At 65.3% G+C, this 22,153-nt stretch carries 19 protein-coding genes; 7 read left to right on the top strand and 12 right to left on the bottom strand.

Annotation, left to right across the window (positions count from 1 at the left end):
* Positions 1–27 precede the first annotated feature (27 nt).
* Complete coding sequence (locus AC05QJ_RS15595) at positions 28–1,164, top strand: M14 family metallopeptidase (protein WP_476747719.1); 1,137 nt, start codon at positions 28–30, stop codon at positions 1,162–1,164.
* 62 nt (positions 1,165–1,226) lie between these two features.
* On the opposite strand, the gene AC05QJ_RS15590 is transcribed toward AC05QJ_RS15595, so the two are convergent.
* From AC05QJ_RS15590 to AC05QJ_RS15560, 7 genes are all read right to left on the bottom strand, one after another.
* Positions 1,227–2,195 (bottom strand): Csu type fimbrial protein, encoded by a 969-nt coding sequence (locus tag AC05QJ_RS15590; RefSeq protein ID WP_476747718.1) that lies wholly within the window; start codon positions 2,193–2,195, stop codon positions 1,227–1,229.
* Positions 2,192–4,492, bottom strand: a complete 2,301-nt coding sequence (locus AC05QJ_RS15585; protein ID WP_476747717.1) for a fimbria/pilus outer membrane usher protein — start codon at positions 4,490–4,492, stop codon at positions 2,192–2,194. Before AC05QJ_RS15585 ends, AC05QJ_RS15590 begins: the two co-directional genes overlap by 4 nt.
* A gap of 110 nt (positions 4,493–4,602) precedes the next feature.
* Positions 4,603–5,379 (bottom strand): fimbrial biogenesis chaperone, encoded by a 777-nt coding sequence (locus AC05QJ_RS15580; RefSeq protein WP_476747716.1) that lies wholly within the window; start codon positions 5,377–5,379, stop codon positions 4,603–4,605.
* A 41-nt stretch (positions 5,380–5,420) separates the two neighbouring features.
* Positions 5,421–5,921, bottom strand: a complete 501-nt coding sequence (locus AC05QJ_RS15575) for a Csu type fimbrial protein (protein ID WP_476747715.1) — start codon at positions 5,919–5,921, stop codon at positions 5,421–5,423.
* Between the two features lie 3 nt (positions 5,922–5,924).
* The gene (locus AC05QJ_RS15570) at positions 5,925–6,458 is read right to left on the bottom strand and encodes a Csu type fimbrial protein (RefSeq protein WP_476747714.1); all 534 of its coding nucleotides are present in this window, start codon (positions 6,456–6,458) and stop codon (positions 5,925–5,927) included.
* Positions 6,459–6,476: 18 nt separating this feature from the next.
* Positions 6,477–7,010: a Csu type fimbrial protein gene (locus AC05QJ_RS15565; RefSeq protein ID WP_476747713.1), complete on the bottom strand. Its 534-nt coding sequence runs from the start codon at positions 7,008–7,010 to the stop codon at positions 6,477–6,479.
* Between the two features lie 34 nt (positions 7,011–7,044).
* Entirely contained in the window at positions 7,045–7,572 is a 528-nt protein-coding gene (locus tag AC05QJ_RS15560; protein ID WP_476747712.1) for a Csu type fimbrial protein, read from the bottom strand.
* Positions 7,573–7,767: 195 nt separating this feature from the next.
* Here AC05QJ_RS15560 and zapE point away from each other — a divergent pair, with 195 nt between their 5' ends.
* Positions 7,768–8,856: a cell division protein ZapE gene (zapE, locus tag AC05QJ_RS15555; protein ID WP_476747711.1), complete on the top strand. Its 1,089-nt coding sequence runs from the start codon at positions 7,768–7,770 to the stop codon at positions 8,854–8,856.
* Between the two features lie 13 nt (positions 8,857–8,869).
* Here the strand turns inward: zapE and AC05QJ_RS15550 are convergent, their stop codons facing one another.
* Positions 8,870–10,759, bottom strand: coding sequence for a propionyl-CoA synthetase (locus AC05QJ_RS15550; RefSeq protein ID WP_476747710.1), 1,890 nt, complete (start codon positions 10,757–10,759; stop codon positions 8,870–8,872).
* A gap of 144 nt (positions 10,760–10,903) precedes the next feature.
* On the opposite strand from AC05QJ_RS15550, the gene AC05QJ_RS15545 reads away from it, so the two are divergent.
* Complete coding sequence (locus AC05QJ_RS15545; protein WP_476747709.1) at positions 10,904–12,193, top strand: leucine-rich repeat-containing protein kinase family protein; 1,290 nt, start codon at positions 10,904–10,906, stop codon at positions 12,191–12,193.
* A gap of 148 nt (positions 12,194–12,341) precedes the next feature.
* Here AC05QJ_RS15545 and AC05QJ_RS15540 read toward each other — a convergent pair whose 3' ends face one another.
* Together AC05QJ_RS15540 and AC05QJ_RS15535 are read right to left on the bottom strand one after the other, a co-directional pair.
* Positions 12,342–13,052 (bottom strand): YebC/PmpR family DNA-binding transcriptional regulator, encoded by a 711-nt coding sequence (locus AC05QJ_RS15540; protein ID WP_476747708.1) that lies wholly within the window; start codon positions 13,050–13,052, stop codon positions 12,342–12,344.
* Between the two features lie 109 nt (positions 13,053–13,161).
* The gene (locus AC05QJ_RS15535; protein ID WP_476747707.1) at positions 13,162–14,478 is read right to left on the bottom strand and encodes an MFS transporter; all 1,317 of its coding nucleotides are present in this window, start codon (positions 14,476–14,478) and stop codon (positions 13,162–13,164) included.
* Between the two features lie 280 nt (positions 14,479–14,758).
* On the opposite strand from AC05QJ_RS15535, the gene AC05QJ_RS15530 reads away from it, so the two are divergent.
* The gene (locus tag AC05QJ_RS15530) at positions 14,759–15,643 is read left to right on the top strand and encodes a LysR substrate-binding domain-containing protein (protein WP_476747706.1); all 885 of its coding nucleotides are present in this window, start codon (positions 14,759–14,761) and stop codon (positions 15,641–15,643) included.
* A 79-nt stretch (positions 15,644–15,722) separates the two neighbouring features.
* A complete protein-coding gene (locus tag AC05QJ_RS15525; RefSeq protein ID WP_476747705.1) occupies positions 15,723–16,310 on the top strand; it encodes a LysE family translocator in 588 nt (195 codons plus the stop codon).
* On the opposite strand, the gene AC05QJ_RS15520 is transcribed toward AC05QJ_RS15525, so the two are convergent.
* Entirely contained in the window at positions 16,299–17,084 is a 786-nt protein-coding gene (locus AC05QJ_RS15520; protein WP_476747704.1) for an AraC family transcriptional regulator, read from the bottom strand. The genes AC05QJ_RS15525 and AC05QJ_RS15520 overlap by 12 nt on opposite strands.
* Before the next feature lie 51 nt (positions 17,085–17,135).
* Positions 17,136–19,688: a hypothetical protein gene (locus AC05QJ_RS15515; RefSeq protein WP_476747703.1), complete on the bottom strand. Its 2,553-nt coding sequence runs from the start codon at positions 19,686–19,688 to the stop codon at positions 17,136–17,138.
* Between the two features lie 346 nt (positions 19,689–20,034).
* Here AC05QJ_RS15515 and AC05QJ_RS15510 point away from each other — a divergent pair, with 346 nt between their 5' ends.
* Entirely contained in the window at positions 20,035–20,859 is an 825-nt protein-coding gene (locus AC05QJ_RS15510) for a hypothetical protein (RefSeq protein WP_476747702.1), read from the top strand.
* Positions 20,860–21,046: 187 nt separating this feature from the next.
* Positions 21,047–22,102, top strand: a complete 1,056-nt coding sequence (locus tag AC05QJ_RS15505) for a tetratricopeptide repeat protein (RefSeq protein ID WP_476747701.1) — start codon at positions 21,047–21,049, stop codon at positions 22,100–22,102.
* Positions 22,103–22,153 lie beyond the last annotated feature (51 nt).

Below are 22,153 nucleotides of genomic sequence, written 5' to 3'. Positions count from 1 at the left end.
ACAATAACTCTACACAGGACCGTGGCAATGACCGAACTGAGCATCGACTGCGACTTCGACTCCGGCAATATCCTGGTACGGGATGCCAGCAATCCCCACGAGGTGCGCCTGGCGATACGCAAAGACACCTGCAGCGACCATTTCCAGTGGTTCCACTTCAAGGCCACCGGCCTGACGCCCGGGCAGTCCCACAGTTTCATCCTCGAGAACGCCAGCGAGTCCTCCTACAAGAACGCCTGGGACGGTTATCACGCGGTCGCCTCCTATGATCAGCAGACCTGGTTCCGCGTGCCCTCGAGCTTCGACGGCAAGGCGCTGCGTTTCAGCCTGGAGGCCCGCGAGCCGCAGGCCTGGTTCGCCTATTTCGAGCCCTACTCCCGCGCCCGCCACAACCAGTTGATCGAACGCGCCCGGCACCTGCCCAACGTTACCCTGCTGGCCACCGGCCGCAGCGTCGAAGGCCGCGACATCCCGCTGCTGCGGGTCGGCGACGGCGCAGCGCACAAGCGCAAGGTCTGGATCATCGCCCAGCAGCACCCGGGCGAGCACATGGCCGAATGGTTCATGGAAGGCGTGATCGAGCGCCTGGAAGGCAACGACGCCCGCCTGCAGACACTGCTGGCCGCCGCCGACCTGTACCTGATTCCCAACATGAACCCCGACGGCGCGTTCCGCGGGCACCTGCGCACCAATGCCAAGGGCCGCGACCTCAATCGTGCCTGGCAGGACGCCAGCAGCGACCAGACGCCGGAGGTGCTGTTCGCCCAGCAGCAGATGAAGCTGCACGGCGTCGACCTGTTCATCGATGCCCACGGCGATGAGGAAATCCCCCACGTCTTCACGGCGGCCTGCGAAGGCAACCCCGGCTATACACCACGCATCGCCGCACTGGAAGCCCGTTTCCGCCAGACCCTGTGCGCCCTCACCGCTGACTTCCAGGACGTGCATGGCTACCCGCGCAGCGCGCCGGGCGAGGCCAACATGACCCTGGCCTGCAATGCCGTGGGCCAGGCCCATGACTGCCTGTCGCTGACCCTGGAAATGCCGTTCAAGGACCACGACGACGCCCCGAACCCGACCACCGGCTGGTCCGGCGAGCGTTCCAAAGCGTTGGCGAGTTCGGTGCTCGATTGCATCGGCGACCTGGTGGGTGAATTGCGCTGAGCGCTGGCCTTTGTAATTGGATGGACCGCGGGTGGGCTAGTCTGTAAGCCTCCGTACCCACCTCAGAACTGCACATCCAGAATCACGCTGTCCTGGTACGCCGCCGCCGGCGGCGTGGCCTGGTCGGTGTAGACCCGCGCGGTGTAGTTGAACACCTGGCTGCCGGTTCCGGTCCCGTTGCCGGGGTTGATGTCGGCATCGCTGCTGGAACGCCGGGCCGTGGTGAGCGAGCCCCAGCGCACCGCGGTGGCGCTCTTGAAGATGTCGTAGGCCAGGTAGTTGTTGGCCGAGGACTTCATCCGCCGGCGACCGCCGGACACATACAATCCATCGTTCAACCCCACGGTATAGGCGCTACCCTTGGTGCAGCTCAGGCTTACACTCTGGCTCACCGCGGAGAAGCCGCTGACCACCGGCGCCGTGCCGAAGTTGATGGTCGGTGTGGTGATCTGGCAGTCGGCGGTTACCGTCAGGCTTACGGTCATGGTGGTGGTGCCGCTGGTGGTCTGGCGACCGAGGCACAGGCCGCCGACGCCAATGCCATAGCAGTAGTCCCAGTTCCAGAACACGTTGAAGGTTTCCTGGTACAGCCCCGCCGCGACGTTGCCGCCGGTCAGGGTACGGGCATAGACCGGAACAGTGCCGGGCACGACGTTGCCCAGCAGGCCAAGCGCGTCGAGGATGCCGTTGCGGCCGAAGTCGTATGGCTGGCCGCGGGTGATCGGGTGCGCGGTGGTGCCATCGGCGTACAGGGTGTACTGGATGACATCGCCCGTCGGACCGACCAGCCCGGTGGTCGTGCCGACAGGGGTAAAGGTTGCCTTGAAGAAGTCGTCGGTGCGCAGCAGGGTCAGCAGCGAGCCGCTGCAACGCAGGCCGCCGTTGGTGGTGGAACTGGACTGCACGGTGGATGCCACGGTGGTCGAGGCGACGCTGCCGAACAGGATATTGGTGGCCTGGACCACCGTGCACTGGGCCTGCGCCTGCTGCGCGCCGAGGCACAGGAGCAGCGCCGCCAGCAGGCGTCTCACCGGCACACCAGCGGGCCGATCAACGGCACGTCGTCCTGGTTGTCCGCCAACGGGAACTGCACCTGGCAACGGCCACCTCCGGCAATCTGCACCTCCAGGGTGTTCTGCGCCGCCAGCCCTTCCAGATAGACCAGCCCGTCCCAGCCCACCACCGCCAGCCCGCCACTCTGCTGGTGCAGCACCTGGCTGCCCAGCGGCAGGTCCTGATGATTGGCGTCCACCAGTTCGATACTGGCGGCGCGTACCCGGCTGAGCGGGAAGTTCAGCAAGTAACCGGCCCCGCGGCGTACCGCCACCCGCTGCTCGACATTCTGCGCCCGCACGTTGGCTGGCAGCTCCAGGGTGTCGATCTCGTACTTGCCGCGGTAATAGGCGCTGCTCCACGGCACCAGCAGATGGCCCTTGCTGTCGGTGCGGCCGACGGTCTGGTTTTCGTAGCGCACCGGCACATCGGCGAAGCCGTCGGTGCTGACCACCACGAAGGCGTCATTGATGCGGTTGGCGGCGAACAGCCCGGCGTCCATCCAGACCAGCGAGCCGCTGGCGTCGGCCCAGCGGGTCATGCCTTCGCGGGTGCCGTAGGTGCCGGCCTGCAACTGTACTGATTGCAGGCGCCAGGTCAGGTCGGCCTGACGATAGGCTTCCTGGTCACCACCGGCATAGCCCAGGTTATAGCCGACACCCCCCTCGCTGGGCACGGCATGGCTGTAGTTGACCCGCTGGATGCTCTCGCCGTTCTGGTTGCGCTCGGCGCTGAGGCTGAGGGTGCCGTACAGGTCGAAGGGAATCACCAGTTGCGCCTGGGTCGCCCACTGCCCGCCGCCGACCTCGCGGTTGGCCGACAGGTACAGGCTGGTGTTGCCCCACAGCGATTTGCTCCAGCTCAGGTTGAGCAGGCGGGTGCGGGATTCGTCGCCGGCGCGCACGTCGAAGTAACCGGCACCGAGGCTGCCATAGCGCTCCAGGTTGAGGCTGACGGTCATCTGCTCGCTGCGCTTGCTCAGACGCGTCCAGGGGCTGTCGAGCAAGGTCAGGTCGGCGTAGTCGCCATAGCGTTCCAGGCGCTGGTAATTGAAACCGATGCGCTGGCTGTTGTACTGGTAGCCGAGGCTCACCTGGCGGCCGCTGCGGCTCTCGAAACGGCTCTGGCTGACCGCCGCATTGACCACACCGAAGGTGCCCACCAGCAGGTTGCCGCCCACACCGCCCAGTGCCAGGTTCTCGGCCGCCTCGGCGTGGCTTTCCAGGGTGAAGCTGTCGCTGACACCGTAGCGCAGGCTGGCGGCAGTCAGCGCCGGGCCATAGCCGAAGTCGCGCAGGCCGTAGTCCCGACGCAGGCTGCCGGCGGCCACCGAATAGTCCATCAGGCCTTTCTGCAGCAGCGTGCTGGTGACGTAGAACGGCAGCGTGGTGGACACCTGGCGGCCCTGGGCATCGGTGGTCACCACTACGGCGTTGCCGGCACCGTTGATGTACGGCACGTTGGTCAGGGTGTAGGGGCCAGGCTGCAGGTCGGCGCTGGCGCTCTTGTAGCCGTTGATGAACAGGTCCACCGAGGATGGCACTGCCGCCTCGCCGGCGAAGGCCGGCAACGGGTAGGTGACCAGGTCCGGGCGCACCGAGAAGTCCCGCGACACCTGGACGCCGCCCAGGCGGACCGAACTGGTCCAGGGCAGCGAGCCGCTGATCACATCACCGGCCTCCAGGGTCAGCAGGCGCGCTTCATCGGTGTAGCGGAAGGTGGTGTCATAGCGCAGGAAGCCGCGCCGGCCGCTCTCGAAGTTGCGCCCGCTGATCGGCTCGCGCCACTGCCCGGTGGTCGAGAAGGTGCCCCAACTGTCGAACAGCCGCAGCTCGTTCCACACCGACAGGCTGCTGCCGACGTCGTCGGTGTCGTTGAGATAGGCGTCGTAGTTGAGCAACGCACCGAAGCTGCTGAAGGCCTCGCCGCCAGGGAACAACGAACGGTTGCCGATGCGCTGGTCGGGCAGCCATGACGGCGGTACCTCCAGCACCAGGCGCTGGGCCTGGCTGTCGTAGTCGCTGTGCAGGCCGTCGACGCTGTCCAGCGCCACCTGCTCGCCTACTGCCACCGGGAAGGCGATACCTGCGGCCTGCAGGTCGTCGCGGGCGACATACAACCTGCCGGAGCGTTGATGAACGATGACCACGTTACCGCTGCTCATCTGGTTGACCACCAGTTCCAGGTACAGCTCGGCGTCGCTCACCACCTCGCCTGCCGTGGGCGGCGGCGGTAGCTCGCCCGCCCACAGCGGGGCCGCGGCGCACCACGCCATGCCGCCCGCCAAGACCAGCGTGCAGGTACAACACGACCACCCCTTCACGCACTTCGTCCCACCATCGTCGGGTCCTCCGTGGCCCCTGGTCCTTCCGTCACTCGCTCACGTCACTGGCCCTGAGCGATGGTCTGGGCAGTCTCGCTGCCATTGATCCGGCCCTTGAGCACCGTGGCGGCCGAAGCCTGCAGCGGTGCCGGCCAGCGCATGATCGCGCCCGGCAGAACATAGCCCAGCAGCCCCTGGACCACCGATCGCTCCTGCCCGCCCTGCTGCATCACCACATCGGTCAGGCGCGCATGCACCGGGCCGGTGTTGCGCAGTTCCACATAGGGGCGGCCCTGTACCGATACCTGGCGCCAGCTCAGCAGCGGCTTGCCCACCCCGGCAGCGTCACGCGGGTCATTGGCGTCGGGCTTGCCTCGCAGTCCCTCGCCATAGACGAACAGCGGCACCGAATAGCGCATCTGGAAGCGGATCGCCGCCTGAGGCTTGTCGGTGCCATCGCCCGGCGGCCGGGCCGACGGAATTTCGTCGATGATGATGCGATAAGCCTGCTCCTGCCCCACCGGCGACGAACCGATACGGTTCAGGCGAATGAGCTGTTTCTGCCCCGGCTCGATCTTCGCCACCGGCGGGCTGCCGATCACCTCCCGCTGTTCCTTGTACTGGTCATCGAAGTCGCCCTGGCGCCAGGTGAAAACCCGCACCTGCAGGTTGGCGACCTCGTCACCGCGATTTTCCAGCCACAGGGCGCCAGCCTTCTGGCCGGCATCGATCACCGGATCGATCGGCCAGATCAGCACCGAGGTCGCCGCGTTCGCAGGCCCGACCCACAGCAGCGCCAGTGCGGCAATTCCCACATGACGCCGAGCGTCCCTACCCATGCCTCTCTCCTTCGTTGTTGTTATCCGCCCGAGAAGCGCTCTCAGAAGGTCAATGTCACTTGCAGCACATCGCTGTAGCTGCCCGCCGGCAGTGTCCCGGTCAATTGCGCGCGGGCGTAGACCGGCAGCTTGATGGCGGTGGGATCGCTGTAAGTGACCGTCACCGTCTGGTCGATGCCCAGGCTCTGGCTGAACGCGGCGTCGCTGTACAACTGATAGGCCACCAGATTCGCCCCGGTGCTGCGCTTGAGGTTGCGAGTGCCGTTATTGTTCTGGCCGCCGCCGACCTTCATGCTCAGGGTGACCCCCGGTGTGCACTGCAGGGTCACGGTAGTGCCGCTCAACTGGGTGCTGGCGGTGGTGCTGGCCAGCGCCGAGTAACTGCCGAAGTCGAGGTTGCCGTAGTTGGTCACGCCCCCCACCACCAGACAGCCGGCCTGGATCGTGGCATTGACCAGAAAGGTGCTGGTCAACGCGGCGTCCAGCGGTGGGGGCAATACCGCCACCGCCAGTGCCAGCGTTGCCGCCAGCCGCCCGTGCATGGCTCAGAAACTCAACTCGACCGCAACAGTATCGGTGTAGGTGCCTGGCGGAAGGCCGGCCTTGCCCACGGCCTTGCCGTACAGATTCACTGCTTGCGCCGTGCCGGTACTGGTGGGCAGGGTGATGGTGCCGTTGATCGCCAGCGGCGTCGTGAGACCGGAATCGGTGAAGAAGTCATAGCCCACATAGTTGGCAGACCCGTCATACAGCGCGCGCGTACCGCCGGTGCCCTGGCCGTCGTGGGCGCCGGCCCCGACCTTGACCACCGGGATCGCACCGTTGGAGCACAGAATGCTCAGGGCACTGCCGCCGGTACCGAGCACCTGGGCCCCGGCCGTGGTGAACAGCGCGGTCTGGGTACCGAAGTTGAGGGCACCGAAGTTCACCCCGCTGGTGGCCGTGGAGCCGTTGACCTGGCAGCTGGAGATCAGCACCAGCGAGGCGTTGATCTGTCCGGTCACCGTGGCGGCCTGGGCCTGGGAAGCCAGCAACAGCCCTACGCCGGCGAAGAGGAAACGGGAAAGGGTCGGTTTCATGATTCACTCCTTTGACTGTCACCAGTCCAGCGTCACCGTCAGGGTGTCGCGATAAACGCCTGCGGGCAGGGCTTGGGGGTTGGCTACGACGACGCCGTAGATGGGGATGGGAATCTGTGCCGCGCTGCTCACCGAGAAGCTCAATTGCTGGCCGATGCCGTAGTTGCTGCGGCCGGCCGGATCGGTGGAGAGTTGGTAGGGAATCAGCACACCGCCATTGCTCAGGCGGCGGGTGGCACCGTCGGGGTTGGTGCCGCCGTTGATCGTCACGGTGAAGGCGCGTACCTGCGGGTTGCAACTGACCTGCAGATTGCCACCGCCGCCTGTTTCATCGATGGCGGCACGCAGGGTCTGGTTCCACAACGGGCCCTGCTGCCCGAAGTCGAGCACGCCGCCGGTGGCGGCCGGGGCCGTGGTGTCCGGGTCGCTGCTGATCTGACAGGCGGAAGTGATCACGAGCCGCGCCTGAATATGGCCGCTCATCGCCCCCTGGACGCCGGTGCTGAGCAGGAGCGGTCCCAGGCTCAGCAGGAGGATGCGTGATGTCTGCATGCTGCTCGCTCCTTAAGCAGTGCGTTCGTGGCCGTCACCAGGTAACGGTCACCTTCAACAGGTCCGAATAGCGTCCCGTCCGTGGAAGCTCGGTTTGTGTGTCGATACGTGCATAGAGCGGAAGTTCCACCGAACCGCTGTCCGGTACGCGAGCGTGCTGGGCAATGTTCACCGACAGCGGCAAGCGCCAGGCAGGATCCTGGTAGAGACGGTAGGGAATGGGCCTGGCCCGGGCATCGTCGGACACCAGGTAACGCACCTCGCCAGTGCCGCCATGCAGCCCGCCATCGACCTCGACCTGATAGGCGGTATCGGGGTTGCACTCCAGGCGCGGCGGCCGCTGCGCCAGCAACTGGCTGCTCAGCGGGCCGGCAGGATCGTCCAGCCGCGGGGTCTGGCCGAAATCGAGCACCCCCAACGCCTGGGCCGATGCCGAACGCGGCTCATGGACAAGCAGACAGCCGCGCTGAACGTCGATGCGCACTTCAACAAGGAAATCCGTGGCGGCAACGCCTTGGGCCGCACACAGCCCGAACAGCGCCACCCGTGACAGTCCCTTCACCTTCCCTCCCTGATTCCGTAGGAGTACCGATGTTTGAGGGTAGCAGCCGAGGAAAATGCTGCCAGCCGATCAAGAAATGTACAGATCCTGTACAAGAAATTTCCGACGGAGGCCCAAGCAACGACTGGCAGCACTTTTCACTATCTGGTTAATATTGCCGCCGTTCGCCCTGCCCGGCCTTACGAGGAGCTTGTTTTGCCCGCCTGGATCCGCTCGCCATTGCGCACCCTGCGTCAGCGCCTGACCCCATCCGCCCGCAGCGAGACGGTCGCCGACGACGAGATCTCCGCGTATTTCCGGCAAAAGGCCGCGCAACAGGGCTACAGCCTCAGCCACGGCCAGCAGCAGGTGATCGCCGCCATGGCCGCACAGACGGCGCTCCTTGCCAGCGGCCAGGCCCGCAGTCTGTACCTGCATGGCCAGGTCGGCCGGGGCAAGAGCTGGCTGCTGGACGGGTTTTTCCATGCCTTGGGCGACCTCGCCAAACGGCGCCTGCACTTTCATGATTTTTTCGCCCGCCTGCACCAGGGCATGTTCGAACACCGCCGCGAACCCGACGCCCTGGCCGTTACCCTCGACGCCCTGCTCGGCGATTGCCGGGTCCTGTGCTTCGATGAATTCCACGTTCACGACATCGGCGATGCCATGCTGCTGACCCGGCTGTTCCAGGCGTTGTTCGAACGCGGCATCTTCGTCGTGCTGACGTCCAACTACCCGCCGGCCGGCCTGCTGCCCAATCCCCTCTATCATCAGCGCTTCGAACCGGTGATCCGGCTCATCGAACAGCGCATGCAAGTGCTCGAAGTCGGTGGCGACCAGGACTACCGCGCCCTTCCCGGCGCCGGTACCCAGCAGCGTTTCACCCAGGGCATCTACCTCTGGCCCGGCAGCCCTGAGCAACAGCGCGAGCTGGGGCTGGTGGCGCCGGGCGATTTCGTGCAACTGGACGTCAACAAACGCCCGTTGCGCGCCCGCCTGCGGGATGAACACAGCGTGGTATTCGACTTCGCCACCCTCTGCGAGCAGGCCACGGCCGTCATCGACTACCTGGAACTGATCCAGCGCTTCGACCACTGGACCCTCGAAGGCCTGCCCGACCTCGAAGACTGCACCCTCGCCGCCCAGCAGCGCTTCACCAACCTGGTGGACGTGCTCTACGACCGCGACAGGCCACTGCTGCTGATCGGCGAGCGGCCGCTGGGCGAAAGCCTCGGCGGCAGCGCCGCCGACCTGGCCCGCACCCGCAGCCGCCTGGGGCAGTTGCGGCAGATCGGGCCCGACTGACCGGGGCGGGGCCTCACCCCGCCCGCGCCAAGCCCGCCAGCACCTCCTCGATCTCCACCAGTACCGCCGGATCATCCAGCGTCGATGGCGGCGTATACGGCTGCTGGTCGGCGATCTTGCGCAGCACTGCCCGCAGGATCTTGCCCGAGCGGGTCTTCGGCAGGCGCTTGACCACCCGCACCCGGTTGAAACACGCCAACGCGCCGATCTGCTCACGCACCGTGGCAACCAATTCGCTCTGCAACTGCGCTTCGCCGATCCCCGCGCCGTCCTTGAGCACCAGCAACGCCAATGGCACCTGGCCCTTGATCTCGTCGCGCACACCCACCACCGCGCACTCGGCCACCGCCGGATGCCGCGCTACCAGGTCTTCCATCTCGCCGGTGGAAAGGCGGTGCCCGGAGACATTGATCACATCGTCGGTGCGGCCCATGATGTAGACGAACCCCTCCTCGTCGAGATAGCCACCGTCGCCGGTGTGGTAATAGCCGGGGAAAGCCTGCAGGTACGACTCCAGATAGCGCGAATGGTCGCCCCACAACGTCTGGCTGCAGCCCGGCGGCAGCGGCAGGGAAATCACGATAGCGCCCTGCTGGTTGGCGCCCAGTACCTGACCGTCCTCGTCCAGCACCCGGACGTGATAGCCGGGTACCGCGCGATTGCTGGAACCGGCACGCCCGGCGCTGCCATCGAGCCCCAGGCACGGCGCGGTCACGGGCCAGCCGGTTTCGGTCTGCCACCAGTGGTCGTGCACGGTCTTGCCACTGATGCTCTCCAGCCATTGATGGGTACTGGAATCCAGGCGTTCGCCGGCGAGGAAGAACTGGCGCAGCGAATTCAGGTCGTAGCGGCGCAGCAACTGGCCGTCCGGGTCTTCCTTGCGGATCGCGCGCATGGCTGTCGGCGCGCAGAACAGGCCGTTGACCCGGTATTGCTCCACCACCCGCCAGTAGGCACCGGCGTCGGGGGTCCGGATCGGCTTGCCTTCATAGAACACCGTGGTGCAGCCATTCATCAGCGGCCCATAGACGATCAGCGAATGCCCTACCACCCAGCCGACATCGGAAATGCCCCACCACACCTCGCCCGCCCGCATGCCGTAGATGTGTTCCATGGCAAAACGCAGGGCCACGGCGTTGCCGCCGTTTTCACGAACGATGCCCTTGGGTTTGCCGGTGGTGCCGGAGGTGTACATGATGTACAGCGGGTCGGCGGCGCTCATCTCCACCGGTTCCACGGCTTGTGCCTTGGCCAGCGCAGCCTGCCAGTCGAGGTCTCGGCCCTCCACCAGGCTCGCACGGGCCTGGGGCCGTTGCAGCACCAGCACCTTGCGCGGCTGATGGCCGGACTGTTGCAGCGCGCTGTCCACCAGCGGCTTGTATTCAATGACCCGGTCGAACTCCAGGCCGCAGGAAGCGGTCAGTAGCAGGGTCGGCCGGGCATCGTCGATGCGCAGCGCCAGTTCGTGGGGGGCGAAGCCGCCGAATACCACCGAATGCACCGCTCCGATCCGCGCGCAGGCCAGCATCGCCATGGCTGCCTCAGGCACCATGGGCATGTAGATGACCACACCGTCTCCCTTGTTCACGCCAAGCGCGCGCAGCAGGCCGGCCAGCCGCGCCACTTCGTCGCGCAACTCGGCAAAGCTGTAGCGGCGCTGGCTGCCGGTCACCGGCGAGTCGTAGATCAGGGCGGTCTGCTCACCCCGGCCCTCTTCGATCTGGTGATCCAGGGCCAGGTAACAGCTGTTCAGGCGACCGTCGGCGAACCACTGATGGGTGCCGTCGGCGTTGTTGCGAAGGATTTCCGTGGGTTTGCGGAACCAGGCCAGGCGCTGGGCGTGTTCGGCCCAGAAGTCGGCGGGCGCGGCAATGGAACGGTCATAGCACTGCTGATAACTCATCGACGAATAACCCTACGTTTGTTGTTATTAAAAGGGCGAAGGCCGAGTATGGCCGGATGGGGCCGGGCCGCTATCGAACTTAAGTCGCATGCGGCCCTGTGTTTGCCGCTATGATGGCCGCCGTTTCGATTGCCGGTCCCCTCCATGCACACCCTTGAAGACCTCAAAGCCGGCCGCCTTGCCGGTACTGCCCGCCTCGACCTGGCCTGCGGCCTTGAGCAGTTTCCCGACGAAATCTTCGACCTGGCCGACAGCCTGGAAGTCCTCAATCTCACCGGCAATGCGCTGACCCGCCTGCCCGACGACCTCGGACGGCTGCACAAGCTGAAAATCCTGTTTTGTTCAGAGAATCGCTTAAGCGAACTGCCTGCCGGTATCGGCCAGTGCGCGCAACTGGAAGTGGTCGGGGTCAAGAGCAACCGCATCGAGCAGGTTTCTGCCGCGGCGTTGCCCCCGCGCCTGCGTTCGCTGGTGTTGACCGACAACCGTGTGGAACGCCTGCCCGACGCCCTGGGCGAATGCGCCGATCTGCAAAAACTCATGCTGTCGGGCAACCGCTTGCGCGAGCTCCCTGCCAGCTTGGCCCGTTGCCACAAGCTGGAACTGCTGCGGGTGGCCGCCAATCGCCTGGAACACCTGCCGGACTGGCTGCTGCACATGCCCAACCTGGCCTGGCTGGCCTACGCCGGCAATCCGCTGCCGGAAGGTTTCCGCCCGCCTGACGTAGCCGGCGCATGCCCGAGGCTGGACTGGGCGGCCGTGACCCTTGGAGAGGTGCTGGGCCAGGGCGCGTCCGGCGTGATCCATCGCGCGCATCTGGCGGGCCGTCAGGAGTCGGTGGCGGTCAAGCTCTACAAGGGCGAGATCACCAGCGATGGCACGCCGCTGGATGAAATGAACGCCTGCATCGCCGCGGGCAACCACCCTCACCTGATCCCGTTGCTGGGCCGTATCGACGACCATCCGCAGGGCGTCCCGGCGTTGCTGATGGAACTGATCGATCCGGCCTGGTACAACCTCGCAGGCCCCCCGAGCCTGCAAAGCTGCACCCGCGACAGCTATCCCGCCAGCCGCCGCCTGAAAGCTGCCGGCGTCCGCCGCCTGGCCTCGGCCATCGCCTCGGTGGCGCAGCACCTGCACCGCCATGGCTTGAGCCATGGCGATCTGTATGCCCACAACATCCTCTGCAACGACCATGGCCACAGCCTGCTGGGAGACTTCGGCGCGGCGTCGTTCCATCCACTGGATGGCGGCCGTGCCGCGGCGGCGCTGGAGCGCATCGAGGTGCGGGCGTTCGGGATTCTGCTCGGGGAATTGCTGGCGCGGTGTGACGAGGAATTGCCGGGGCTTGGCGACTTGCAGAGCGATTGCGTGCAGAGCGCAGTACAGCGGCGGCCAGGGTTCACCGAGGTCGTGGCAAGGCTTGGGGAGTAGCGCAGGATTGATGGGCCTCATCGCTGGCAAGCCAGCTCCCACAGGAGGTTGAGCATCTGTGGGAGCTGGCTTGCCAGCGATGAGGCCAGCACCAGCAACCCGAAAAAGAAAGGCCGCATCGCGCGGCCTTTCTTCATGAAGCGATGCCTCAGGCAGTCAGGCCCACGTAGACGTTCTGCACGTCGTCGTGACCATCGATGGCTTCGAGGAAGGCTTCCACCTCGGCCAGGGCTTCCGCGCTCAGGCTGGCAGCGCTGACCGGGTTTTTCGGGGTGTAGCCGATTTTCGCCGAGATCACGGTGAAACCCTGCTCAGGCAGGGCTTTCTGCACGCTGTCCAGGTCGGTGGTTTCGGTGATGAACAGGGTCGCGCCCTCTTCCGCCGGCTCGAAGTCCTGGGCTCCCGCCTCGATGGCGGCCATCTCGGGATCGGCGTCCGGGCTGTCCGGAGTGGCTTCGATCAGGCCGACGTGGTTGAAGTCCCAGGAGACCGAACCCTCGGCGCCCAACTGGCCCTTGCGGAACAGCACGCGGACTTCGGCGACGGTGCGGTTGACGTTGTCAGTCAGGCACTCGACGATCAGCGGGACCTGGTTCGGGGCGAAACCTTCGTACTTCACCGCGTGGTACTGCACTTGATCGCCCAGCAGGCCAGCACCTTTCTTGATCGCACGCTCCAGGGTCTCGCGAGTCATCGAGGCTTTCTTGGCCTGCTCGACCACCAGACGCAGACGGGGGTTCATGTCCGGGTCGGCACCGCTGCGCGCAGCGATCTGAATTTCCTTGGCCAGCTTGCCCATGATCTTGCCCTTGGCATTGGCAGCTTGTTCTTTATGCTTGGCTTTCCACTGTGCGCCCATTCTCGACTCTCTTGTTTCAACAGCCGGTTCAGGAAGCGACCGGCAAAGTGGGTGCAGTTTACCGCCAATCGACAAGAAATGCGGGGCTGACGTGCAGCCCCGGCGATTTTCAGGTCCGGGCCGGCTTGATGGCCATCGCGGTGTTCGGTGCCACCTGAGGATCATGCCCGGCGCTGGCCGGACGGCTGTTCCAGTGCGGCACCAGCACCAGCGCCGAAAACAGCGCGCAGCCGGCGAACACGATGAACACCGTTACCCCGTCGAAATACCCCGGCAACAGGCCACCCAGGATCGCGCCCACCGAGCCGCAGCCATTGACGAAGCCCGCAGCGGTGGCGCCGGACTTGGCCGTGCCGAAGTCGATGGCAGCGGCGCCGCTGATCATCGAGTCCGGCCCGTACAGGGTCAGGCCCATGACGAACAGCAGGCCCACCACCAGCGCCACACTGCCGCTGTGCAGCGCGCCCATGAACAGCGCCAGCACCACCGTGAGCACCAGCAGGCTGATGACACAGGCCGGCATGCGCCGGGCGCCGAACAGTTTGTCCGAAGCCAGGCCGATCATGATCGGGCCGAGCAGCCCGGCCAGTTCGAACGCCGTGGGGATGATGGCCGCGCCGACCTTGCCCACCGACGGCATCTGCTCGAAGACAATCACCGGCCCCCACAGCAGGATCGCGTAACGCGCCGGCTTGAGCAGGAAGTACGCCAGCCCGAGCACCAGCACCGTGCGGTTGCGCAGCACCGCCTTGAGTGGCGCCCAGACACTGCACAGGTGGCCGGCCGGCGCCATGCTCTGCGGTTCCGGCTCCACCGCCGGCAGGCCGACGTCTTCGGGCTTGTTGCGTTGCAGCAGGAAGAACAGCAGCGCCACCACGGCCACCACGGCGGCACTGGAGAAGAATGCTGCGTGCCAGGTGCCGACCAGGGTGTAGGCCCACCAGCCGGCGAACGGCGAGGCCACCAGCCCGCCGAAGGCATAGCAGGAACTCCACAACCCGAGCACCCGTCCGCGCTGCGCCGCCGGGAAGAAGCTGCCGATGTTCTTGCACAGCCCGGCCCAGCCGGTGGACTGCGCCAGGCCCTGGACCAGCATGCAACTGGCGAAGATCGGGAAGGTGGCATAGCTGCCCATCACCAGTGCCGCCGCCGCCGAGATCAGCAGGCCGCCAAGCACCACGACCCGCGGACCGAAGCGATCGGCAAGCATGCCCCAGGTGAACTGGCCCACCGCGTAGGCGCCGAGGTAGAGGGCATCGAGGTTGGCCATGGCCATTTTGTCGAGGGTGAAATCGGGGTCTTCGGCGATGCCGAGCTTGGCCACCGAGAAGGCTTTGCGGGTGAAATAGAACGCCGCGTAGGCGAGCCAGGTAATGGCGAAGATCTGCATGCGCCAACGCTGGATGTCGGGTGTGTGCTTGTTCATGTGAATCTGACCTCAAGACTGAGTGTGCCGGCAGAATTGGGAAAAAACGCCTGTGTTGTTCTTGTGTTGCGCACTGCGTGACGGTCGATCGCACCGTCACCTGGTCAGATGGAACCTGGAGCACGCTCTATTGTTGTCTGCGCTTCTCAACAGGGTCCATGGCCGCGCCGCGCGGGCATGCCGGGAGGCGGGGTTGAGAGATGGAAACAATTACTGACTGATAAATAAAATCGATTTATCGTATTTCAAATATAAGCCCAGCTTGTTACAGGTCCTCGCCATGCCGGTTTCCCACGCGCAGTTGAAAGCCTTCCATGCCGTTGCCTTGCACGGCAGCTTCACCCGGGCCGCCGAACGGCTGTTCCTCACCCAGCCGGCGATTTCCGACCAGGTGCGCAAGCTGGAGGAGCGCTACGGTGTGCTGCTGTTCCACCGCAACAAGCGCTCGGTGCAGCTGACCGACCTGGGCGAGCGCCTGCTGGGCATCACCCAGCGCCTGTTCGCCTGCGAAACCGAGGCCAGCGAACTGCTGCAGGACTCCCGCGCCCTGCAGACCGGCACCCTGGTGCTGGCCGTGGACGCCCCGGTGCATGTGCTGCCGCAGGTCGCGCGATTCTGCCAGCGCTATCCGGGCATCAGCGTGAAGATCGAGACCGGCAACACCGACGAGTCCCTGGCCCGGCTGTTCAGCTATCAGGCCGACCTCGCCCTGCTCGGCCGCGACGTCAACGACGAGCGCCTGTATTGCGTGCCCCTGCAGGACGAAGCCATGGTCGCGTTCGTCTCCCGCCACCACCCCTGGGCCGGACGCGGCGCAATCAGCCTGGCCGATCTGGACGACACCCCACTGGTGCTGCGCGAACCCGGCTCGGTCACCCGCCAGACCCTCGAAGAGGAAATGCAGCGCGCCGGCCTGCGCATCCGTCCGGCGATCCAGGTGGAAGGCCGCGAAGCGGCGCGGGAGGCAGTGGTGGTCGGCATCGGCGTGGGCGTGGTGTCGGCCGCCGAGTTCGGTGCCGATGCGCGGGTCTGCGCCCTGCCCATCGTCGACTGCCAGCGGCGGCTGAAGGAAACCCTGGTGTGCCTCAACGAGCAGCGCGAACGACGGCTGGTGGCGACCTTCCTGCAGATGGTCGAGGAGAGCCTTGCCGGCACGACAGGCTGAGACAGGGCAGTTTTCTTCAATACCCGCCACCGGGCGCCCGATAGGCTCCAGCTTTCTTCACTGACAAGAGAGACGCTGCATGAGCCTGTCGCTGTCCATGGCCGCCTTCGCGCTGGCCGCTTCCATTTCTCCCGGCCCGGTCAATCTGGTGGCCCTCGGCGCTGGCGCGCGCCACGGCCTGCGCCCGGCCCTGCGGCATGTCACCGGGGCCACCCTGGGTTTCTGCCTGTTGTTGCTGCTGGTGGGCTATGGCCTGCACGCGGTATTGCGGCAATGGCCGGGGCTGACCGAAGCCCTGCGCTGGGCCGGCATTCTGTTTCTGCTGTACATGGCCTGGAAACTCGCCGCCGACGACGGTCGACTGGGGGACGGCAGCGCCGGCAAACCGCCGAGCATGGGCTACGGCGCGCTGATGCAGTGGCTCAATCCCAAGGCGTGGCTGGCCTGCGTGGCCGGGGTCGGGGCCTTCGTCGGCCAGGGCGAGACGGCCTTGCTGTGGCAGTTCACCCTGATCTACCTGGTGATCTGCTATCTGTCGGTGGGTTGCTGGGCCTGGGCCGGCACGGTGATCCGCCGCTACCTCGACGAACCACGGCGCATGCGCCTGTTCAACCGCGCCCTGGCCCTGTTGCTGGTGGCGAGCGCAGCGTACCTGCTACTGGGCTGAGCGGTAATGCCCGGGAGTCGCCGCCAGGTGCAGCTTGAAGGCCCGTTGCAAATGGGCCTGATCGGCGAAACCCGCTTCGTGGGCGACGTCGGCAATCAACCGGCCTCGGCGCAACTGGGCGCGGGCGTAGCGCACCCGCTGATCGAGCAGGTAACCATGGGGCGTCATGCCGTAATGCTGCTTGAACGCACGGATCAGGTAGGAGGTCGATAGCCCCGCCGCCTCGCCGATATCCTCCAGCTTCAGCGGCTCGGTGCAGTGTTCGCGGATATAGTGCGCGGCACGCTGCAACCGTTGATTGCCCTGCCCTTCACCGGCCGGTGCCGCCTGTACCTGGGCGCGCAACTGGCCGAAGAAGCAGGCGGCGGCGTCGCGCTTGCGTTGGCTGTCGCCGTCAGGATCGACCAGAACGGCGTACAGCGTGGTCAACGCCTCATACAACGGTTGCGCGGTGCTCAGGGTCTGCGCCAGCGGCTCGAAGCCCTGCTCGCGCAACCAGGGAAGGTCAACGTAAAGCATCAGGTACGACCAGGGCTGGTCGGCGATGGGGTTGCAGGCGTGGACCACCCCGGGATTCATCATCACCACCGTGCCCTGCCCGATCTCGTGCCAGCGCTGACCGTCGAAATAGGTACTGCGTCCGGCGGTGATGGCACCGATGGAAAAGCCCTCGTGCGAGTGGCGTGCGTAGCAGACCTTGCGGCCGTCGCCCACGCCACGGGCCTCGATGAAGGGCAGTGCCGCGTCGCGCCAGAAAGACGATGTGCTGCTCACCCGAAACCTCCCCCAAACCTTGCGAAATGCAGACACAGAGCCTAACACCGCTCAGCCAGCCTCTCCAGCGGTGCGCAGCCCGAAGGCGTGCAGGCTCGGCCAGACCAGCCGCTGCGCTGACGACAGCTCGCCGTTGACCAACGGCAGAATCAGCCCGGCCGCACCGCGATAGAGCGCGCCGCCGCCGACCTGCTGCTTGCGGCAGTGATCGAACAGCGCCAGCAGCCTGTCACCGGCCGCCTCCGGCAGCGCCGGCTCATGGCGCGCCGCGAGGCAGATCGTCTCGAAGAACGAGTGATAGCCGTTGCGCAGCAGAAACGCGCTGGCCATCAATTGCAGGCGCCAGTAGGTTTCCAGCCCTGACAAACGGCCGGAAAGCGCTGCCAGATGACGGCACAAGGCCTCGACCCGGGTGCTGAGCCCGCCAATGAACGGCATATCCAGATCGTTCATGCAGGCACCGATGTCACTGTCCGCATCGATGCTGAAACGGTGGTATCCCCGGTATTTGTCGTCTGTGATGATCCCGACGGGATCCGAGCCCCTTTCCGCCTCGGGCCGGCTATTGAGCAACAGGTACGGATCGGGCCGCTCGATCCGTCCAGACAGCGATCGAGCGTCAGGCGTCTCGTGCACAGTGGCCGCGGGCTCATTCCCCGAAGATGTCCAGGCGTGCAACAGCAACACCTGACACAGCGCCCGCTTGCGCAGGTCACGGCCTTGGGTGTCGCCCAGCAACACCTGCACATCCAGTGCTGACGTCGCGCCCGGCCACTGCGCTTCGCCGCTCAGCAGCAGGTGCAGCAGCCGTTGCATGCGCAACCGGTAAGGCAATGGCGCCAGCACCGCCGCCAGCCGTTGCCAGACACAGGCCAGGGTCTGTTGCAGGTAGGGATCCTGCAGCATCGAGTTCGATACCTGGGAAGCCATCTCCCGCCCCAGGCGTTGCAGCAGGACCTCGCCCTCCGGCCAGCCCCAGACCTGTTCGGCGAACGCCTGTTCCCAGTGCAGTTTGCCCAGGGCATTGCCCTTGATGTCGCGCCGGTTGTCGCGCAGCTTCGCCGGTGGCGGCAACACGCCGCCCGGGGTCAGGTGATTGCGCTCCAGCAGGCGCAACCAGTGAGCTTCGAAGTGCCTGCGATCGCGGGGGCTGGCCAGCCAGCGACAGCCAGCCTCGCCCTCCTCGCGCAACTGTTGCAAGCGCTGGAAGAACGCCTCGTTGTGCAGATACGCCGCGCGCACCTGAGCGGCGCTGAGGTGACGGCTGCCTGCGCCGCCGTCCGCGCCATCCAGCACCGCGAAGGGCGTCGCCGCGAGGTACTGATCGCCGAACGGCAACTCCAGCAGATACAGCCGTTCGCCAAAGCCGACCCGTCGCTCCAGCGTGCGGACATCGACGAAGCTGCCGTCCCGGTCCGGGTCATAGTGACTGGCGGCGTAGCTGCCGCTGGCGATCGTAGCGAAGCTGGCGAGATCGGCATGGCGGTCGAGCAGCTCGCCAAGACGCCCTGACACGTCGGCGCACCCACGGTGAGCGGCGCCGTGGGCTTCGGCGAAAATCCGCAGACCGAGCTGATTGGGCACCTTGCGATCGACGTTGACCACCCTCAGGCACATGCCCTGTTCGAGTACCTGCGCGAAAAAGCCCGAGCGCTGGCTGGATTCCGATACCGCGAACAGCCCGAGCAATTCCATGACGAAGTGGCTGCGTACCAGCACCGAACGGATCGGCGCGAAGGTCGGCGACTGCAGCTCGGCAGGTTCCTGTTTGAGGCGGTAATGCTGTTGCCAGGCGAGGGCCCGGGCCGGAGTGCCGAACGAGACATACATCACGCCACGGGCCTGCAGCATGAGCCGTCCCTGGTCCAGATGCAGGTCCTTGTAGCGCCCGTCATAACAGGGATCGACCAGGGCCAGGGTGAGACGGACATAACCCGGGCGCTCTTCCATCAGCAGCAGCGACAGGTTCACCGGCAGGTCATCGGAGACCTGCGGCACTTCGCCCAATGCGATCAACGCCGTGCCGCTTCCGGCCGGATCGTTCAGTAGCGCCTGGTAACGGTCGGTCACCGTCTGCCAGCCCTGGGCCCGGGCAAACAACGTCATCCGGCCCTGACCCGGCGAGCTCCCGCTGTCGTCCAGCTTGCGCTGGGCCAGCCGTGCCAGGCGCTGCAGGCGTGGCAGCAGGTCCGCACGGGGCGCTTGCAGCCCGCCGCCCGCCTGCAGCAGCTTCAGCGCCTTGCGCCAGGCCTGCTCGAAACCGCGCATGGCCTGCTGTTGCCAGCCATAGAGCTGGATGTCTCGGTCCAGCTCATTGCGATAGGTCGCGGTGGCCGTGGCGTCCAGGCGTTCACGGCAGGCTCTGAGCACCTCCAGGTGCTCGTCGATGCTGCGCGGGTTTTCCGCCAGGGTGAAATACTGCGCTGCCAGCACGTTGAAGGTGGTGTGCTGGATCTCCAGCAGGCGCCGTTCGACCTCCGCGAGGTAGTCGCTGCGTTCGTCGGAGGTCATGTGGAACCAGGGGCTGCGGGGCCCGGCGCTGGCAATGCGTTCATCGACAAGAGCATTGAGCAGGCGGGTGTAGGCGCGAGAGGGCTGAAGCATGCGGACCGTCCTTGGGCGTTCGAAGAAAGCCCTGATGCTAGGTCGGCGAGGAGGCGCAGAGGATCGGGAAAGCTGTCTCCGCGTCCTTGATTGTCAGATTGGCCGAAGTGTTCCCATTGATTAAAAACGATGGATATCAGGCTGAATATTAATTGCCCGCGAAATATTCAACGTTATTTATATAAATATCCATGGCGATAAATTTATACAGAACAAACCGCGTATTTGCCGCACACCCTCAATACACTGTCAACTGACATTTCTAACAGTTGTTGTGATCAACCGGAAAGACAAGAATTGAATGCCAATGCACCCTTGCATTGATCAATTACCGGAGATACACAACATGGAAAACAAGTCCACTGCACCCAAGGCGGAACAGATTCGCAACGGTGATTTCTCTGCCGGGGGTACCGATTGGCTAGCCTACAATCCGGTCAACTTCGACGACGAGCGCTGCAATCTCAGCCCCTACGGACGGGCCGTGCAGATTCTTCCTGTCGTTCCAGCGGGACGTTATCGCCTCACTTGCCGGGCAGCGCTCGTCGAGCGTGGCGTGGGCACCCGCGCGCGCCTGCGTATGGAGGTCAATCGTGAACATTCCCACAGCGGTACTACGCCTGCGAAAAAAGTCGGCTACGACTCGATTATCGATATCACCGACCCTACCGAGCAGCAATACGCTAGCTCTATCAGCCTGACAGACGCTGAAAACCATCTGGTTCTGCATCTCGAGGGCAACGCTGACGCTGCCTGGATCGACGATATCTCGTTTGATCTCTATGAAGAAGAAGACGAAGAACTGATTCAGAACGGCGACTTCTCCCAGGGCAGCAATTTCTGGGAGCCGACTGGCGCAGTCTTCGACGCGCAGACCTGCGCACTGCGTGCAGACGACATCTCGCAGAACGTCGCCATCTCGAGCGAAGGCTATTACATGCTCAAAGCCCGGGCTCGCGCGGGCGCCGGGTCGGAGGGGCGTATCGTGATCGCCCGACTTCCTTCGGGCGAGTTTCAGTATTCGGCCGTCCTGGCCAACTCCTGGCAGGATATCGAAATCGCGGTGGACGCCCTGAGCGGAGAAACCGGGTTCAAAGTGTCGCTGATCCGTGATCAGGGCAACGACATCGAATTCGACGATATTTCCCTCAAACTTTTCAGACGCCAGTAAGAAAGCGGCCTGAGTGGCAGCCCCTGTTCCCTTGACCGGGAACAGGGGGCTCCAGCGCACTCCGACATTCCCGCTATCGATCCCCGACGCGGCGCAACCGCCCGGGGCTCGCGCCAGGTCATTGACTCATGGATTCACCTGACCCAAGCTGGGCGCTTTTTCCTTCAACCCATTACCCGGACGCTGCATGCCCAGACCGCGCCTCTATCTCCTCGCCGGCCTTGCCCTGATCGCGGTCATCGGGCTGGGCAGCGTGCTGTTCGGCGGCAAGGCACCCGCCCCCGCGCCCAACTTGCAACATACCTATGCCAAAGCACTGGCGCAGGCCCACAACGGCCTGCCGGGTGCCGCGCGGGTGCTCTACCAGCAACTGGCCCGCACCGACCTGTCGGCGATCCGCCGGGCCAGCCTGTATGCCGAACTGCACAACTACCCCTCACCTCAAGCCCTGAAACTCGCCAGCCAGGACCTGCACCATGAAGAGCCGCTGGTGCGCCGCGCCGCCATCGAGGCGATCGCCGCACTGGTGCCCGGCCCGCAGCGCAGCCTGCTGCTGGGGCCCATGCTCGATGACGAGGAACAAAGCGTGCGCTTCGCCGCAGTGGATGCGCTGCTGGGACTGACGCCGGACGAGGTGGGCCTGTACTTCGGGCCGGTGCAGGAGATCCTCGACCAGTATCAGCAGGCGCTGCTGGCACGTACCGATTCGGCCAGCGATCAGGTGCATCTGGCGCGGCTGTATGTGCACGAGCAGGACTTCAGCGCTGCCAACGCCGCCCTGGACCGCGCCCGCGTACTGGAACCGGACAATCTCGACGCCCTCGCAGCGAAAGTCCGGCTGCTGGACAGCCAGGGCCAGGGCGATGCCTCGCGGGAACTGCTGGCCACGTCCCTGCAACGGCATCCGCAGTCGGCGTTCCTGCAGCACGAACTGGGGCTGTGGCTGCTGCGTCACAATCAGAACGAGTACGCCCTGCTGGCATTCTCCCGGGCGCTGGAGCTGGAGCCGGACAACAACGACTACCGATACACCCTGGCCGCCAGCCTGCACAGCCTCGACCAGCTCGACGCGGCGCAGAAGCAGCTGGAAATGATCCTTGCCCGCGAACCCGCCAACCGCAAGGCACGGGTGCTGCTGATCGAGTACTGGAAGGAAAGCGGACAGTTGCAGAACGTGCAGATCCTGCTGGCGCAACTGGAGCAGCAGAACCCGGACGACCCTCTGGTGCAGCAAGGCCTCTGAGCCACGCCACAGCACCTGTAAAAAACGGTTGAACCCCGCCTTTGACGGCGT

The sequence above is a fragment of the Pseudomonas sp. TUM25319 genome, assembly GCF_056388475.1.
Note: the sequence above shows the minus strand (reverse complement) of the source record. Positions and strands in the feature narration are given on the sequence as shown.

Coding starts and splice junctions, on each gene's coding strand:
- AC05QJ_RS15595 (WP_476747719.1), top strand. CDS start 28: ATGACCGAACTGAGCATCGACTGCGACTTCGACTCCGGCAATATCCTG.
- AC05QJ_RS15585 (WP_476747717.1), bottom strand. CDS start 4,492: ATGGCGTGGTGCGCCGCGGCCCCGCTGTGGGCGGGCGAGCTACCGCCG.
- AC05QJ_RS15580 (WP_476747716.1), bottom strand. CDS start 5,379: ATGGGTAGGGACGCTCGGCGTCATGTGGGAATTGCCGCACTGGCGCTG.
- AC05QJ_RS15575 (WP_476747715.1), bottom strand. CDS start 5,921: ATGCACGGGCGGCTGGCGGCAACGCTGGCACTGGCGGTGGCGGTATTG.
- AC05QJ_RS15570 (WP_476747714.1), bottom strand. CDS start 6,458: ATGAAACCGACCCTTTCCCGTTTCCTCTTCGCCGGCGTAGGGCTGTTG.
- AC05QJ_RS15565 (WP_476747713.1), bottom strand. CDS start 7,010: ATGCAGACATCACGCATCCTCCTGCTGAGCCTGGGACCGCTCCTGCTC.
- AC05QJ_RS15550 (WP_476747710.1), bottom strand. CDS start 10,759: ATGAGTTATCAGCAGTGCTATGACCGTTCCATTGCCGCGCCCGCCGAC.
- AC05QJ_RS15545 (WP_476747709.1), top strand. CDS start 10,904: ATGCACACCCTTGAAGACCTCAAAGCCGGCCGCCTTGCCGGTACTGCC.
- AC05QJ_RS15540 (WP_476747708.1), bottom strand. CDS start 13,052: ATGGGCGCACAGTGGAAAGCCAAGCATAAAGAACAAGCTGCCAATGCC.
- AC05QJ_RS15535 (WP_476747707.1), bottom strand. CDS start 14,478: ATGAACAAGCACACACCCGACATCCAGCGTTGGCGCATGCAGATCTTC.
- AC05QJ_RS15530 (WP_476747706.1), top strand. CDS start 14,759: ATGCCGGTTTCCCACGCGCAGTTGAAAGCCTTCCATGCCGTTGCCTTG.
- AC05QJ_RS15525 (WP_476747705.1), top strand. CDS start 15,723: ATGAGCCTGTCGCTGTCCATGGCCGCCTTCGCGCTGGCCGCTTCCATT.
- AC05QJ_RS15515 (WP_476747703.1), bottom strand. CDS start 19,688: ATGCTTCAGCCCTCTCGCGCCTACACCCGCCTGCTCAATGCTCTTGTC.
- AC05QJ_RS15510 (WP_476747702.1), top strand. CDS start 20,035: ATGGAAAACAAGTCCACTGCACCCAAGGCGGAACAGATTCGCAACGGT.
- AC05QJ_RS15505 (WP_476747701.1), top strand. CDS start 21,047: ATGCCCAGACCGCGCCTCTATCTCCTCGCCGGCCTTGCCCTGATCGCG.